This window comes from Streptomyces sp. Ncost-T10-10d (assembly GCF_900091955.1).
Lineage (GTDB): Bacteria > Actinomycetota > Actinomycetes > Streptomycetales > Streptomycetaceae > Streptomyces.
Map to the genome: position 1 here is coordinate 1 of NZ_FMDF01000073.1, position 14,166 is coordinate 14,166.

12 protein-coding genes are annotated in these 14,166 nt (G+C 69.6%); 3 read left to right on the forward strand and 9 right to left on the reverse strand.

The window, feature by feature from the left end; translation table 11 throughout:
* Positions 1–929, forward strand: a 929-nt coding sequence (locus tag GA0115254_RS10240; protein ID WP_176740058.1) for a VWA domain-containing protein, incomplete at its 5' end; no start/stop codon positions are given.
* On the opposite strand, the gene GA0115254_RS10245 is transcribed toward GA0115254_RS10240, so the two are convergent.
* Both GA0115254_RS10245 and GA0115254_RS10250 read right to left on the reverse strand, forming a co-directional pair.
* Complete coding sequence (locus tag GA0115254_RS10245; protein WP_256102484.1) at positions 863–2,083, reverse strand: sensor histidine kinase; 1,221 nt, start codon at positions 2,081–2,083, stop codon at positions 863–865. The two genes, GA0115254_RS10240 and GA0115254_RS10245, sit on opposite strands and share 67 nt — an antisense overlap.
* Positions 2,080–2,733, reverse strand: a complete 654-nt coding sequence (locus tag GA0115254_RS10250) for a response regulator transcription factor (RefSeq protein ID WP_218105525.1) — start codon at positions 2,731–2,733, stop codon at positions 2,080–2,082. Before GA0115254_RS10250 ends, GA0115254_RS10245 begins: the two co-directional genes overlap by 4 nt.
* Positions 2,734–2,881: 148 nt before the next feature.
* Here GA0115254_RS10250 and metG point away from each other — a divergent pair, with 148 nt between their 5' ends.
* The gene (metG, locus tag GA0115254_RS10255) at positions 2,882–4,486 is read left to right on the forward strand and encodes a methionine--tRNA ligase (protein WP_093894966.1); all 1,605 of its coding nucleotides are present in this window, start codon (positions 2,882–2,884) and stop codon (positions 4,484–4,486) included.
* Between the two features lie 82 nt (positions 4,487–4,568).
* Here the strand turns inward: metG and GA0115254_RS10260 are convergent, their stop codons facing one another.
* The 4 genes from GA0115254_RS10260 to aspS form a co-directional block, all read right to left on the reverse strand.
* Positions 4,569–5,150 (reverse strand): Uma2 family endonuclease, encoded by a 582-nt coding sequence (locus GA0115254_RS10260; protein WP_093894967.1) that lies wholly within the window; start codon positions 5,148–5,150, stop codon positions 4,569–4,571.
* A gap of 66 nt (positions 5,151–5,216) precedes the next feature.
* Positions 5,217–6,041 (reverse strand): L,D-transpeptidase family protein, encoded by an 825-nt coding sequence (locus tag GA0115254_RS10265; RefSeq protein WP_370740847.1) that lies wholly within the window; start codon positions 6,039–6,041, stop codon positions 5,217–5,219.
* A gap of 224 nt (positions 6,042–6,265) precedes the next feature.
* A complete protein-coding gene (locus GA0115254_RS10270) occupies positions 6,266–7,198 on the reverse strand; it encodes an intradiol ring-cleavage dioxygenase (protein WP_093894968.1) in 933 nt (310 codons plus the stop codon).
* A gap of 142 nt (positions 7,199–7,340) precedes the next feature.
* The gene (gene aspS, locus GA0115254_RS10275; RefSeq protein WP_093894969.1) at positions 7,341–9,158 is read right to left on the reverse strand and encodes an aspartate--tRNA ligase; all 1,818 of its coding nucleotides are present in this window, start codon (positions 9,156–9,158) and stop codon (positions 7,341–7,343) included.
* A gap of 196 nt (positions 9,159–9,354) precedes the next feature.
* On the opposite strand from aspS, the gene GA0115254_RS10280 reads away from it, so the two are divergent.
* Complete coding sequence (locus GA0115254_RS10280) at positions 9,355–11,445, forward strand: ATP-binding SpoIIE family protein phosphatase (protein WP_093894970.1); 2,091 nt, start codon at positions 9,355–9,357, stop codon at positions 11,443–11,445.
* A 44-nt stretch (positions 11,446–11,489) separates the two neighbouring features.
* Here the strand turns inward: GA0115254_RS10280 and GA0115254_RS10285 are convergent, their stop codons facing one another.
* The 3 genes from GA0115254_RS10285 to GA0115254_RS10295 all read right to left on the reverse strand — a co-directional run bounded on the left by GA0115254_RS10285 (position 11,490) and on the right by GA0115254_RS10295 (position 14,136).
* Complete coding sequence (locus tag GA0115254_RS10285) at positions 11,490–12,545, reverse strand: AI-2E family transporter (RefSeq protein ID WP_093894971.1); 1,056 nt, start codon at positions 12,543–12,545, stop codon at positions 11,490–11,492.
* Between the two features lie 50 nt (positions 12,546–12,595).
* Positions 12,596–13,552 (reverse strand): pirin family protein, encoded by a 957-nt coding sequence (locus GA0115254_RS10290; RefSeq protein ID WP_093894972.1) that lies wholly within the window; start codon positions 13,550–13,552, stop codon positions 12,596–12,598.
* A 143-nt stretch (positions 13,553–13,695) separates the two neighbouring features.
* Positions 13,696–14,136 carry an SseB family protein gene (locus tag GA0115254_RS10295; RefSeq protein WP_072487501.1) on the reverse strand — a complete coding sequence of 147 codons (441 nt, stop codon included), beginning with the start codon at positions 14,134–14,136 and terminating at the stop codon, positions 13,696–13,698.
* Positions 14,137–14,166: the final 30 nt, after the last annotated feature.

A 14,166-nucleotide genomic window follows, 5' to 3' on the forward strand; every position in this document is an offset into this window, starting at 1 on the left:
CCGCCACCGCCACCGCCGAGGCTCCCGCCGAGCCGGAACCCGTCACCGCCGAGGCCACGGTCGAGGCCCCCGCCGAGCCTGCACCCGTCACCGCCGAGACCGAGGCTCCCGCCGTCAAGGTCGAGGCCCCCGCCGAGGCCGAACCGGAGGCCGCGCCTGCTGCCGTCGAGGCCCCCGCCGAGACCGAGCCGGAGGCCGAAACCCCGGCCGACACGGCCCCCGAAGCAACCCCGACCCCCGAGCCCGCCCTCCCCCTCGCCCAGGTCAAGTCCCACGCGCCCGGGCTCGTCGACTCGTACAAGGCAGCCCAGGCCGGGCTGGAGGAGCACGGGCTGACCGGGCTGCGCGCCACCGTCTACCTGGTCCTCGACCGCTCCGGCTCCATGCGGCCGTTCTACAAGGACGGCAGCGCCCAGCACCTGGGCGACCGCACCCTGGCCCTCGCCGCCCACCTGGACGAGAACGCCACCGTCCCCGTCGTCTTCTTCTCGACCGACATCGACGGCACCGGCACGGTCGACCTCGCCTCGCACGAGGGCCGGATCGACGAGCTGAACGCGGGCCTGGGCCGCCTCGGCCGTACGAACTACCACCGCGCCGTCGAAGAGGTCGTCGCGCACTACGAGAAGTCGGAGGCCACCGGTCCCGCCCTGGTGATCTTCCAGACGGACGGCCCGCCGGACGCCAAGCAGCCCGCCAAGCAGGCGCTGGCCGAGGCGGCACGGCTGCCGCTGTTCTTCCAGTTCGTCGCGTTCGGCGACGAGGACGCGAAGGGCTTCGACTTCCTGCGGAAGCTGAACGTCCCGAACGCCGGGTTCTTCCACGCGGGCCCCACCCCCCGCGAGGTCGCGGACAGCACGTTCTACCGCGAGGTCCTCGCCGCCCTCCCCGCCTGGGTCACGGCCCGCGAAGCTGCGGCCGAGAACTGATCCACCGGCAGGCGTACGGTCACGGCGAGCCCGCCCTCGGGGCCCGGCACCGCCGTGACCGTACCGCCGTGCGCCACAGCGATGGATCGAACGATCGAGAGACCGAGCCCCGATCCGCGCCCCATCCGGTCCTTGCCCTCACCCCGCCGGAACGGCTCGAACAGCCCGGGGATGTCCGCCGCGTCCACCACCGGCCCGGTGTTGCACACCTCCAGCAGCACCCCGTCGCCCGCCGTCACCAGGGACACCTCCACCGTCCCGTCGGGCACGTTGTACGTGACGGCGTTGGCCAGCAGATTCGCCACCAGTTGGGCGAGCAGCAGCCGGTTCCCCCGTACCGCACAGGGCCCGGCGTCGACTTTCACTCCCGGATGCCGGGCCACCTCCTCCGCCACCACCTGGGCAAGGTCCACCGCTTCCCGCTCGCCCGCGGCGAGCCCGCGCTCACTGCGTGCCAGGACCAGCAGTCCCTCGATGAGACGCTCGCTGCGCCGGTTGTTGTCCAGGAGCGTCTGCCGGGTCCGTACGAGATCCTCCTGGGACGGATCGTCGAGGCCGATCTGGATCGCGGCCCGCTGGGTGGCGAGCGGTGTCCGCAGCTCGTGCGAGGCGTTGGCGATGAACCGCCGCTGGCTGTCGAACGCCTTCTCCAGCCGGGCCAGCAGCGCGTCGAGCGTGTCGCCGAGCTCCTTCAGTTCGTCGTCGGGGCCGCTGGACGCGATCCGTTCGTGCAGGGTGTGTTCGGAGAGCCGGCGCGCCTTCGCGGTCATGGCGTGGACGGGCCGCAGGACCCGCCCCGCGGTCCACCACCCCACGCCGACCGCGCAGGCCGTCATGACGAGCAGCGAAGCCGCGGACCACATGAGCAGCTGATGACCGGCCGCGTCGCTGACGTCGTCGGTGAGGTCGTAGACGGTGGGCGGCCCGAGGCTGCGCCGGGTGATGAGAGGGCCGTTCACCGCATATCCGGGCTGGACGACCACGGCCGTGCGGGCGATGGCGCGCGCCTGGGAGTCCGTACCCGCGCGGGCGGCGAGGTTGACAGTGGTGAGCATCGCCGTCCCGAGCACCAGGAACACCCCGCCGTACACGAGCGCGATCCTCGTCCGGATCGTGGAGTGCTGGACATGCGGAACGCGCAACAGGCGCTTCACAGGGCGTACCCCACACCCTGCACCGTTCGGATCAGTGCCGGTTCCCCGAGCTTCCCGCGCAGCTTGCTCATGCAGACGCGGACCGCGCCGGTGAACGGATCGGCGTTGGCGTCCCAGGCCCGCTCCAGCAGCTCCTCCGCGCTGACGGTCCCGCCGTCGGCCTCCAGCAGCAATTGGAGCACCGAGAACTCCTTGGGTGAGAGGTCCAGCTCCCGCCCCTCCCGGGAAGCGGTGCGCCGTACGGTGTCGAGCCGGATGCCGTGCCGCTCCAGCTGCGGCGGTACGGGGCGGGCGCTGCGCCGCCGCAGCGCCCGTACCCGCGACACCAGCTCGGGGAACTCGAACGGCTTGCCCAGATAGTCGTCTGCGCCGAGGTCGAGGCCGGCGATCCGGTCCTCCACGGAACCGGCGGCGGTGAGCATCAGGATCCTGGTTCGCGAGCCGGAGGCGACCAGCCCCCGCGCCACGTCGTCGCCGTGCACCCGCGGCAGGTCGCGGTCGAGGACGACGACGTCGTAGTCGTGCAGCCCCAGGTAGGCGAGGGCGGCGTCGCCGCTGTACACCGTGTCGACGGCGAACCCTGCCCGCCGCAGCCCGGTGGCGACCAGCTCCGCCAGAATCTCCTCGTCCTCGGCGACCAGTACCCGCATCGTGATGTCCCCTGCCTCGTGCATGCGTGTCCACTCCCTCCCAGGATGCGTCTTTGTTACGGGAAGGAATGTTTCGCAAAGGTCTCCGCGCACTGGGCCCGGTTTATCGGTGTGAGTTGATCTCCCGCAGGCCGTTAGGATTTCGACCATGGCGGCCACTGGATCCGAGAAGCAGGGGGCGACGGCGTACTACGTCTCGACCCCCATCTACTACGTCAACGACGCTCCTCACCTGGGCCACGCCTACACGACCGTCGCAGGCGACGTGCTCTCCCGCTGGCACCGCCAGCGCGGCGAGAAGGTGTGGTACCTCACCGGCACGGACGAGCACGGTCAGAAGATCATGCGCACTGCCGAGGCGAACAATGTCACTCCGCAGGAGTGGTGCGACAAGCTCGTCGAGGAGGCATGGAAGCCCCTCTGGGAGCACCTGAACATCGCGAACGACGACTTCATCCGTACGACGGAGAAGCGGCACACCGACCGGGTGCAGGAGTTCGTGCAGGACCTGTACGACAAGGGCGAGATCTACAAGGGCGGGTACGAGGGCCCGTACTGCGTGGGCTGCGAGGAGTACAAGCTCCCCGGCGACCTCATCGAGGACGAGAACGGCGTCAAGCTGTGCCCGATCCACAAGAAGCCGGTGGAGATCCTCAAGGAGGAGAACTACTTCTTCAAGCTGAGCGCGTACGGCCCGAAGCTGATGGAGTTCTACGCGAACAACCCGGGCTTCATCCAGCCCGAGTCCGCCCGCAACGAGGTCGTGAACTTCGTCAAGCAGGGCCTGCAGGACCTCTCCATCTCCCGCTCGACCTTCGACTGGGGCGTCCCGGTTCCGTGGGACGAGAAGCACGTCATCTACGTGTGGGTCGACGCCCTGCTCAACTACGCCACGGCGGTCGGCTACGGCGCCAACCAGGAGAAGTTCGACGGGACCTTCCCCGCCGACGTCCATCTGGTTGGCAAGGACATCCTCCGCTTCCACGCGGTGATCTGGCCCGCGATGCTGATGGCGCAGGGTCTGCCGCTGCCGGGCCGGGTCGCGGCCAACGGCTGGCTGATGGTCGGCGGCGAGAAGATGTCGAAGTCGAACCTGACGGGCATCAAGCCGCAGGACCTGACTTCGCACTTCGGCGTGGACGCGTATCGCTGGTACTTCCTGCGCGCCATCGCGTTCGGCAGCGACGGCTCGTTCTCCTGGGAGGACTTCTCCGCCCGCTACACCTCCGAGCTCGCCAACGACTACGGCAACCTCGCCTCGCGTGTCGCCGCCATGGTCGGCAAGTACTTCGGCGGGGCGCTCCCGGAGGCCACCGCCGCGGGTGACGCCGAGAAGGCGGTCCAGGAGGGGCTGGCGAAGGCCGTCGCCACGGCCGACCAGAAGATCGGCGAGGAGCTGGACTTCCAGGCCGGCATCCTGGCGATCTTCGACTTCGTGAAGCAGGTCAACGGCTACATCACGGAGCAGGAGCCCTGGAAGGTCGCCAAGGACACCTCCCCCGAGGGTCAGGCCCGCCTCGCGACGATCCTCTACACGGCCGCCGAGTCGCTGCGCGGTGTCGCGGTCCTGCTGAACGCCGTGATGCCGGAGACCTCGCAGAAGCTGTGGGACTCCCTCGGCGCCGAGTCGTCCCTGGGCGCACTGTCCGACCAGCGCGTACAGGACGCGGGCACCTGGGGCCGGCTCCCGGTGGGCGCAACGGTGACGAAGGGCGCGGTGCTGTTCCCCCGCCTGGAGGAGAAGCCGGCGTAAGCGGGCGCACGCACGTACACCGGCAAGGGGCCGGGACCGCACGATCGGTCCCGGCCCTTTGCCATGCTCCGCCCTCTTCGGGTCAGCGGACCCAGTTCTTCAGCGGCTCGGTGTCGAGTTCGATGCCCACCGGGTCAGGCAGTTCGACGGTCTTCCCGTACGGCACCGTCACCACCTGCTCGTACCGCACGCCATCGGGCTGCGAGTGCACCTTCACCTCACAGGTGTCGCGGTCGATCAGCAGGTAGACGGGAATGCCGGTCTCCGCGTACGCGCGCGGCTTCTCGACGCGGTCCCGGCGGTCGGTGTCCTCGTCGTAGGAGGTGACCTCCACGACCATCAGGACGTCGTCGGGGCCGGCCCACTCGCCCTGGCCCACAAAGGCGCCACTGCGGGCGAGCACAGCATCGGGGCGGGCGTTGCCCTTACGGTACGTCTCGATCCGCAGCCCCTGTTCGGCGTAAAGCCAGCGACCTGGGTCAGCCTGCATACACAGGCGTGTCAGCCACTCGACAATCCGCCCGTGATCCCCGTCCGGCACAGCCTTGACCCCCAGTTTTCCGTTCACGAACTCCAGACGCAGTGCTTCGTCGGCACGTATGGCGTGACGGGCGAGGTCCTCGAAGACCTCCTGGGTCAGCACACTCTCCTCAACCACACTCATCACTGCCTCCTGAAGGAAACCGGGCTGCGTCCAGCGTACGGGCGCCCCACCCGGCCCGTACCCGGTTCACCGCTCCAGCGCCTCCACGTCCCCCATCACGACGACCGGCTTCTTCGCCGGGTCGAGGAGTTTCAGCAGTTCCCTCATCCGGTCCTCGGGGAGCGAGATACAGCCCTGGGTCGGGCCGTCGTGGTCCACATGGATCCAGATGCCGCCGCCCCGCTCCTGGCCGAGCGGACGCTTCTGGTCCAGGGGGGAGGCGCCGGGGATCCGGTTGTAGTCGATGGCGATGACATAGTCGAAAGAACCCTCGAGCGACTCCCCGTCGAACCCCTCGCCACTCACCGCGAACGACGGGCTCTGGTTGTACGGGAGCATGGTCCCCGGGGGTTCGAGCCGGCCGCCCGCGGACGTCAGTCCGTAGACCCCGGTCGGGGTGCGGAGATCGTCCTCCCAATGCTCGTCCGTCCAGCCGTTCAGGGCGTTGCGGGCCGGCCAGCGTTCCGTGGCCGCGCGCCAGCCCTGGGCGGGGTCGTCGCGGGTGTACAGGACCGCGGTGGACAGGCTGGAGTCGTAGTCGTCGCCGGTGACGACGAGTGCCTGCCGCGAATCCGCCGGGATCGCGAACCTGGTCTTCGGTCCCAGCGCGGGGATCTCGCGGGGGCTGATGCGCGGCGCGTACGGACCGGGGGCGGCCCGCCCCCGGTCCCCGGCAGCCTGGGGACCCGCGACACCGGCGGAAACCGTCGCGCCTACCGGAACATCGCGGGTTCCCGTGGCAGTGTGGGAGGTGGTGTCGCAGGCCGTGAGCAGCAGAATCGCGGCGGCACACGTTCCGGCGCAGACGGCGTACGGGGGACGCCGGTCAGCCGATGGACGGAACACGGACACGGGTACTCCTCAGCGGTCGTGGGCGAGGGCAGCACGGGCGGCCTCCCCGTCACGCCTCGTCCCGCTGAACCCAGTTAACGCCGCGCCCCGCGAGCGCGAATCCGCACGAGGGCCATACGGCTGTACCGCCCGCCGGGCGCGCCCGCGGAAAGAACCCGGAACCGTTTCGTGGGTACAGGTTCCGGGCCCTTCATCTCTGCGGGGTACGGAGGTCTGAGGGCAGGTCAGAGATCCGTGCCGTCGTGCGTCTCGTCCGGGTCCACGCCCATCGTGAGGGAGCCGACGACGCCACGCGCCATGTGGTGCTTGCGGTACGAGAGCTTCATCAGTCCGCCCGTGACCCCGCTCTGGTCGTAGATGGTGTCCTCGGTGAGGGTCGTTCGGGTGGTGGTGCTGGTCGAGTACGGTTCGACCTCCGCCGAGTCGAGGACCGCGGACTCCGCGAAGAAGAACTGCCCGGTGTGGCAGGTGTGTCCGCCCTCGTACCCGGCATCGGTCATCCTCCCGCCGACGTGCACCTTGGTGTGGATGTGCACGCAGCGCCCCTGGTACCAGCCCGGGAAGATCGTCTTGAACTCCACGTACCCGTGCTTGTCGGTGAGCTGGGTGCCCCTCAGATACCGCTTGTCGTCGGTGGGCTCACTGTGCCCACCACCCCCGCCTCCGGGTCCGCCGGACGGGGGCGCACCGGTGGGGGTGCCGCTGGGCGCGTCGGTGGGCGTACCGCTGGGTGGCGTACCGCCACCGCCGGGGCCCCCGGGCCCGCCGGAGCTCATGGCCTCGTAACCCGAGTAGACCCCCAGGGCATCGCAGTGCCAGATGTCGACGGCCGCGTGCTTCACCGGCTTGCAGGTGTCGGAGTCGATCACCTTGAGCCGGAGGGTGAGGGGGATGCCCTCCTTGTCCTCGGTGATGTCCTTCCGGAACTTGTCGGCGTCGATGTAGTACGGCCCCTCGGTGGTCTCCGAGGTGAGCCGGTAACACTCCTCGCCCTGTCCGCCACCGGGCTTCTTCGCGCCGGCCGTGTCTTCGTCGGCGGACGCGGTGGCCACAACGCCCGCCCCGATCCCGGCGGCAACGATCGCCGCACCCCCGGCGAGCACCATCCTGCGGCGCGTCATGTCCTTCTTGTGTGCGGGCCCTTGAGTCTCTGTCATGAACAGTGAGGCTAGGCAGGAAAGCTGGGAGGGGAATGGGTGTCGGCTGTGCGTTGCTGTGGAGGGCGGCCACGACGCAAAACAGCCCCTGACCGACGGCCAGGGGCTGTTTCACGTGGAACAGAAGCGGAACTGCTGACGCTTACTTCGCGCCGGTGTCCCTCGCTACCGAGTCCTTGGCCTCGGCCTTCTCCTTCGCCGGCGCGGCGGGCTTGCGGAGCTGGATGTTCAGCTCGCGCAGCCGCGCCTCGTCCAGCACGGTCGGCGCGCCCATCATCAGGTCCTGCGCGTTGCCGTTGAGCGGGAAGGCGATCGTCTCCCGGATGTTGGGCTCGTCGGCCAGGAGCATCACGATGCGGTCGACACCGGGGGCGATGCCGCCGTGCGGCGGGGCGCCGAGGCGGAAGGCGCGGAGCATGCCCGCGAACTCGTGCTCGACGGTCTCGCGGTCGTAGCCGGCGATCTCGAAGGCCTTGAGCATCACGTCGGGCTCATGGTTGCGGATGGCGCCGGAGGACAGCTCGATGCCGTTGCAGACGATGTCGTACTGCCAGGCGAGGATGTCCAGCGGGTCCTTCTCCTCCAGGTCCTTCATGCCGCCCTGGGGCATCGAGAAGGGGTTGTGCGAGAAGTCGATCTTGCCGGTGTCCTCGTCCTTCTCGTACATCGGGAAGTCGACGACCCAGCAGAACCGGAAGACGCCCTCCTCGAAGTGGCCGGCGCGCTTGGCGGCCTCGACGCGAACGACGGACATGATCTTGGAGACCTCGTCGAACTCGCCCGCGCCGAAGAAGACCGCGTGGCCGGGGACGAGGGACAGACGCTCGGTGAGGGTCTTGATGTCGGTCTCGGTCAGGAACTTGGCGATCGGACCGGCAAGGGTGCCGTCCTCGCCGACGCGGACCCAGGCCAGGCCCTTGGCGCCGTGCTGGACGGCGTAGTCGCCGAGGCCGTCGAAGAACTTCCGGGACTGGCCGGCGGTGTCCGGGACCGGGAGGGCACGGACGTGCTTGCCGGCGAACGCCTTGAACTCCGAGTCGGCGAAGATGTCGGAGATGTCGACCAGTTCCAGCTGGGCGCGCAGGTCCGGCTTGTCGTTGCCGTACTTCAGCATCGCCTCGCGGAACGGGATGCGCGGGAACGGCGAGGTGACATGGCGGCCGTTGCCGAACTCCTCGAAGAGCTCGGTCATCAGCTTCTCGATCGGCCGGAAGACGTCCTCCTGCTCCACGAACGACATCTCGACGTCGAGCTGGTAGAACTCACCGGGCGAACGGTCGGCGCGGGCGTCCTCATCACGGAAGCACGGCGCGATCTGGAAGTAGCGGTCGAAGCCGGAGATCATCAGCAGCTGCTTGAACTGCTGCGGGGCCTGGGGCAGGGCGTAGAACTTGCCCGGGTTCAGGCGGGACGGGACGACGAAGTCACGGGCGCCCTCGGGGGACGTCGCGGTGAGGATCGGGGTCGCCATCTCGTTGAAGCCGAGGGCCACCATCTTGGAGCGGATGGAGGCGATGACGGCCGAGCGCAGCATGATGTTGCGGTGCATGCGCTCGCGGCGCAGGTCGAGGAAGCGGTACTCCAGGCGCCGCTCCTCGTTGACCCCGTCGTCGGTGTTGATCGTGAAGGGCAGCGGCGCGGCCTCGCCCAGCACCTCGACCTCGGCGACCTCGATCTCGATCTCGCCGGTCGGGAGCTCCGGGTTCACGTTGTCGGCGCCGCGCGCGGAGACCTTGCCGTCGATCCGTACGACGGTCTCCTTGGTGAGCTTCGCCAGGGCCTCGTTGCCGGGGGTGCCGGGACGGGCGACGAGCTGCACCAGACCGTAGTGGTCGCGCAGATCGATGAAGAGGATGCCACCCAGGTCTCGGCGATTGTGCAGCCAGCCGCTCAGCCGGACGTCGGTGCCGACGTCAGAGGCGCGGAGCTCGCCGCAGGTGTGGGACCTGTACCGATGCATTCTCGTTCATCCAGTCTTCGCGGTTCGGGGTGGATTCAGCCTCCCCAGGCTACCGCCCGCACCCGCACGGAATCATTGACATTGACATTTCAAGATCATCCGGGGCGCGACGGGCGGGTGGCGGACCGTGCCCGGGCGGGCCCTGGACAGCATTCCTCGGTGGCGTCCACGGAGCAGATCTTCTTAAATTGGGGCAATGCGCACCGAGGACGTCCTGGCCGCGACCGCGACCGGCCTGTGGCGCTGGGACAACGGAAGCGGGACCGTCGCGCTCGATGCGGAGGCGGCCCGGCTGCTCGAGCTGCCCATCGCTGCCGGTGTCTTCCGTGAGTCCGCAGTGCGTTCCCGCTTCCATCCGGTCGACTGGAACGAGATCTACGGGGTGGTGAATCTCGCGGTCGCCGAGGGCACCCTCGCCGAGGCCCGGCTGCGGATCGTGGACGAAGGCGGCCGGGTGCTGCGTACCGTACGCAGCCGTTCCAAGCCGCTCCCGCCCGAGGAGCCCGGCAGCACGTCCTATGTGCTGGTCGGCACCCTTCAGGAGGTCGCCGAGCCGCAGCCCGGCACCACTGGGGCGCACACCCCCATCACCGGTGACTGGCGGCGCGCCCGCGAGGCGTTCCTGCTGGACGCGGGACGGGCGCTGGCCGAGGCCCGGTCGACCGAGGAGGTGCTGCGGGTCGCCGCCTCGCTCTCCATGCCCGGATTCTCGCCCGACGGTCTGGCGGTCTTCGGCATCGCGGGCGAACGACTGACGATCATCGGGCACCACGGGCACCGGATGGGCGACGAGGGCCCGTTCGACGACATGCCGCTGGAGACCGACTATCCGGCCGCCGAGGTCGTACGGACGGGGCAGGCCATCTATCTGCCCTCGCCCGAGGACTACAGCCGCCGCTACCCGGCCACCTGGCCGCTCGCCGGCCGTTTCGGGCGCCGCTCCTGGGCCTTTCTGCCGCTGATCGTGGCGGGGCGCACTATGGGCGCCTGGATGGCGGGGTTCCGCCACCCGGTGTCGTTCTCACCGGACGAGCGGTCCGTGCTGACGACCGTGGCCCGGATGCTCGCCCAGGCGCTGACCCGTGCCGGCGTCGCCGAGACCGAGCGGGAACTGTCGCTGGGGCTGCAGCGCTCGATGATGCCCTCCCTCGGCCCCGACATTCCGGGGATGGAGGTCGCCGCCCGCTACATCCCGACCGGCGGCGGGCTCCAGGTAGGCGGCGACTGGTACGACAAGATTCCGCTCCCCAACGGCCGCTTCGCCCTCGTCATCGGTGACGTCCAGGGCCACGATGTGCGCGCCGCGGGCCTGATGGGGCAGTTGCGGATCGCCCTGCGCGCGTACGCCGCCGAGGGGCACCGCCCGGATGCGGTGCTCTCCCGTGCGTCGCGGTTCCTCTCCGGGCTCACCGAGGCGTACGAGGACGGGGAGGAGACCGGACCACGCTTCGCGACCTGTCTGTACGCGGAGGCCGACCCGGCGACCGGCGTCCTGGACATCGCGCGGGCCGGCCACCCCGATCCGGTGGTGATGACCGCCGACGGGACCGCGGTGATCCGTCAGACCGAGGGTGGGCTGCCGCTCGGCGTCGAGGCGGACGCCGACTATCCGACGACGCGGCTCACCTTGGAGGCCGGAGAAACGATCATGCTCTGTACCGATGGGCTGATCGAGACCGGCGGCCACGACATGTGGACCGGCTGGATCCGGCTGCGGCCGGTCCTGGAACGGGACACGTCCGATCTGGAGAAGCTCGCCGACGCCCTCGTCCAGGCCGTGCACGGGCCGGCGTCGCACTACACGACCGGGCCGCTGGCGGACCGCCGGGAGGACGACATCGCGTTGCTGCTGCTGCGGCGCGACGGCGGGACGCCGAGGGAGACGGCGCCGAGGCGCACCGCACTGACCATCGCGCAGGCCGAGCCGGCGCGGGTCGCGGCTGCCCGGCAGCAGCTGCGGGAGCTGTTGCACGACTGGGCGGACCCGGAGCAGGTCGACGCGGCGGTGCTGATGATCTCCGAGATGGCCACCAATGTCCTCGTCCACACGGACGGGGACGCGGTGATGGTCGCCCGGGCGACGGGGGAGCACGGCGAGCGTCGGCTGCGGGTGGAGGTGGCCGACGGCAGCGACGAGCTTCCGCACAAGCGGCGGCCCGGGGAGATGGCTTCCAGCGGACGGGGGCTGCTGCTGATGGAGATGCTCGCCGATGCGTGGGGAGTGGATCTGCGGGGGGCTGGGAAGTCGATCTGGTTCGAGCTGTACGAGTCGGGGGCAGGGGACTGAACCGGGTCGGCGTGTTCGCGCCCGGCGCGTGGACGGTTCCGCCCTCAGACGCCGGACGGGCTGGAACGCTCTCCGCGCAGTTCGCCGAGAATGCCGAAGGCCGCCGCGCAGGCCGGCACCGCGAGCAGCATGCCCAGCAGGCCCGCCACGCTCGCGCCCGCGGTGATCGCGATCATGATGGTGGCGGGGTGCATCTGGACCGTACGGCTCTGGATCATCGGCTGGAGCACATGGCCCTCCAGCACCTGTACGGCGAGCACCACCCCCAGCGCCCACAGTGCGATCACGAATCCCCGGTCGGCGAGCGCGACCAGGATCGCGACCGCACCGGAGATGAACGCCCCGAGGTAGGGGATGTAGGCGCCGACGAAGACCAGCGCACCGAGCCCCACCGCGCCCGGCACCCGCAGGATCAGCAGACCGACCGTGATGCAGATGGCATCGATCAGCGCAATGAACGTGGTGCCGCGCATGAACCCCTGGACGGCTTCGAAGGCCCGCCGCCCCATGGCTTCGACCAGGTCCCCGGTACCGCGCGGGGCGACCGAGTGGGCGAGGTCCACGGCCTTGTCGGAGTCGCGCAGGAAGAAGAAGGTCAGCAGGAGGGCGAGGACGCTGGTCGCGATCAGCGAGCCGATCAGGCTGATCCCGGAGAGGAGCCCGCCCGCGGCGCTCGCGCCGAACTTCTCGACGAGCTTCTGGGCGTTGGCGACGAGATCGTCCACATTGGTGTTCTTGCTGATCCCGAAGTGGTTGATGATCCACTGCCCGGCGTCCTTCAGCGACCGGACGATCTGGTCACCGGTGTCGACGAGCGCGGTGACGACGATGTATCCGGCGCCACCGACCACCGCGACGAGCAGGGCACAGGTGAGCCCCGCGGCCAGTGAGCGGTTCATTCCGCGGGCGGTCAGCCGGCGGTGGACCGGGCCGAGCAGTGCCGTGCCGAGCAGCGCGAGCAGAACGGGGGTGACCGCGGTCTTGAAGATGACGCACAGCCAGACCGCCACCGCGGCAACCCCGGTGACGAGGAGAACGACACCGCACCAGGCGGCTGTGCGCCGCGCACCGTCGGGCAGGAGGGGCTTTGGGGTCTGCACCCTCCCACCCGATCACGGTGCAGGTGTGATGTCCACTCCGTCCGCGGGTGTCACATTCCGTGGACGGCGGGCACCGTACCGAGGCGGCCGGCCTGGAAGTCCTCGAACGCCTGCTTGAGTTCGGCCTGACTGTTCATCACGAACGGCCCGTAGTGCGCCATCGGCTCGCGGATCGGACGACCGCCGAGCAGGACGACCTCCAGGTCCGGGGTGTTGCCGTCCTGCTTCTCGTCCGCGCGGACGGTCAGCGAGGAACCGGCGCCGAAGACCGCGGTCTGCCCCATGTGGACAGGGCGGCGCTCCGCACCGACGGTCCCGCGCCCGGCGAGCACGTACGCGAGTCCGTTGAAGTCCTCGCGCCACGGCAGGGTCACCTCGGCGCCGGGACGGACGGTGGCGTGGATCATCGTGATCGGGGTGTGGGTGATGCCGGGGCCCTCGTGCCCGTCGAGCTCACCGGCGATGACGCGGAGCAGCGCGCCGCCGTCCGGGGAGGCGAGGAGCTGGACCTGGCCGCCGCGGATGTCCTGGTAGCGGGGGGCCATCATCTTGTCGGCCTTGGGCAGGTTCACCCAGAGCTGGAGACCGTGGAAGAGACCGCCCGACATCACGAGGGACTCCGGCGGGGCCTCGATGTGGAGGAGGCCGGACCCGGCGGTCATCCACTGGGTGTCACCGTTGCGGATGGTTCCGCCGCCGCCGTTGGAGTCCTGGTGGACGAAGGTTCCGTCGATCAGGTACGTGACGGTCTCGAAGCCGCGGTGCGGGTGCCAGGGGGTGCCCTTCGGCTCTCCCGCCGCGTACTCCACCTCGCCCATCTGGTCCATCATGATGAACGGGTCGAGGTGCTTGTAGTTGATCCCGGCGAACGCGCGGCGAACCGGGAAGCCCTCGCCCTCGAATCCGCTCGGCGCCGTGGTGACGGCGAGCACGGGACGGGCCGTGGCGTCGCCCGAGGCGGCGACCTTGGGCAGGGTCAGCGGGTTTTCGACGGTCACTGCAGGCATGGGAGCCACCTCCGGGATTGTCCTGAGCCCAATTTAGTTGAACAGTGAACATCCTGCAAGGCGTCGTTCATTCCCGCACCACCCACGGCAACGAGAAGGGGCCCGCACCGATCGGTACGGGCCCCTTCCGGGGAACTCGGACGTCAGCCGTACATACGGCGCATCGCGAAGTCGACCATCTGCTCCACGGCCTTGGCATCGAAGACCATGCGGTGCTCGCCCTCCATGTCGAGGACGAAGCCGTAGCCGGTCGGCAGCAGATCGATCACCTCGGCCCCGGTGATCACGAAGTACTTGGACTCCTTGCCCGCGTACAGCCGCAGCTCCTTGAGGGTGGTGAACATCGGGATCACCGGCTGCTGGGTGTTGTGGAGCGCGAGGAATCCGGGGTTGTCGCCGCGCGGGCAGTAGACCTTCGACGTCGCGAAGATCTGCTGGAAGTCCTCGGCGGACAGCGAGCCGGTGGTGAAGGCCCGTACCGCGTCCCCCAGGGACGGCGGCGAGGGCTCGGGATACAGCGGCTGCTCGCCGTAGCCGCCACCCATCTGCTGCTGTGCGCCCGGGTTCTGGTCGTAGCCGTACATACCGCAAAGAGTAATCGGACACATCAGGCC

Coding starts and splice junctions, on each gene's coding strand:
- GA0115254_RS10295 (WP_072487501.1), bottom strand. CDS start 14,136: ATGTACGGCTACGACCAGAACCCGGGCGCACAGCAGCAGATGGGTGGC.
- GA0115254_RS10260 (WP_093894967.1), bottom strand. CDS start 5,150: ATGAGTGTGGTTGAGGAGAGTGTGCTGACCCAGGAGGTCTTCGAGGAC.
- GA0115254_RS10280 (WP_093894970.1), top strand. CDS start 9,355: ATGCGCACCGAGGACGTCCTGGCCGCGACCGCGACCGGCCTGTGGCGC.
- GA0115254_RS10290 (WP_093894972.1), bottom strand. CDS start 13,552: ATGCCTGCAGTGACCGTCGAAAACCCGCTGACCCTGCCCAAGGTCGCC.
- GA0115254_RS10270 (WP_093894968.1), bottom strand. CDS start 7,198: ATGACAGAGACTCAAGGGCCCGCACACAAGAAGGACATGACGCGCCGC.
- GA0115254_RS10250 (WP_218105525.1), bottom strand. CDS start 2,733: ATGCGGGTACTGGTCGCCGAGGACGAGGAGATTCTGGCGGAGCTGGTC.
- metG (WP_093894966.1), top strand. CDS start 2,882: ATGGCGGCCACTGGATCCGAGAAGCAGGGGGCGACGGCGTACTACGTC.
- aspS (WP_093894969.1), bottom strand. CDS start 9,158: ATGCATCGGTACAGGTCCCACACCTGCGGCGAGCTCCGCGCCTCTGAC.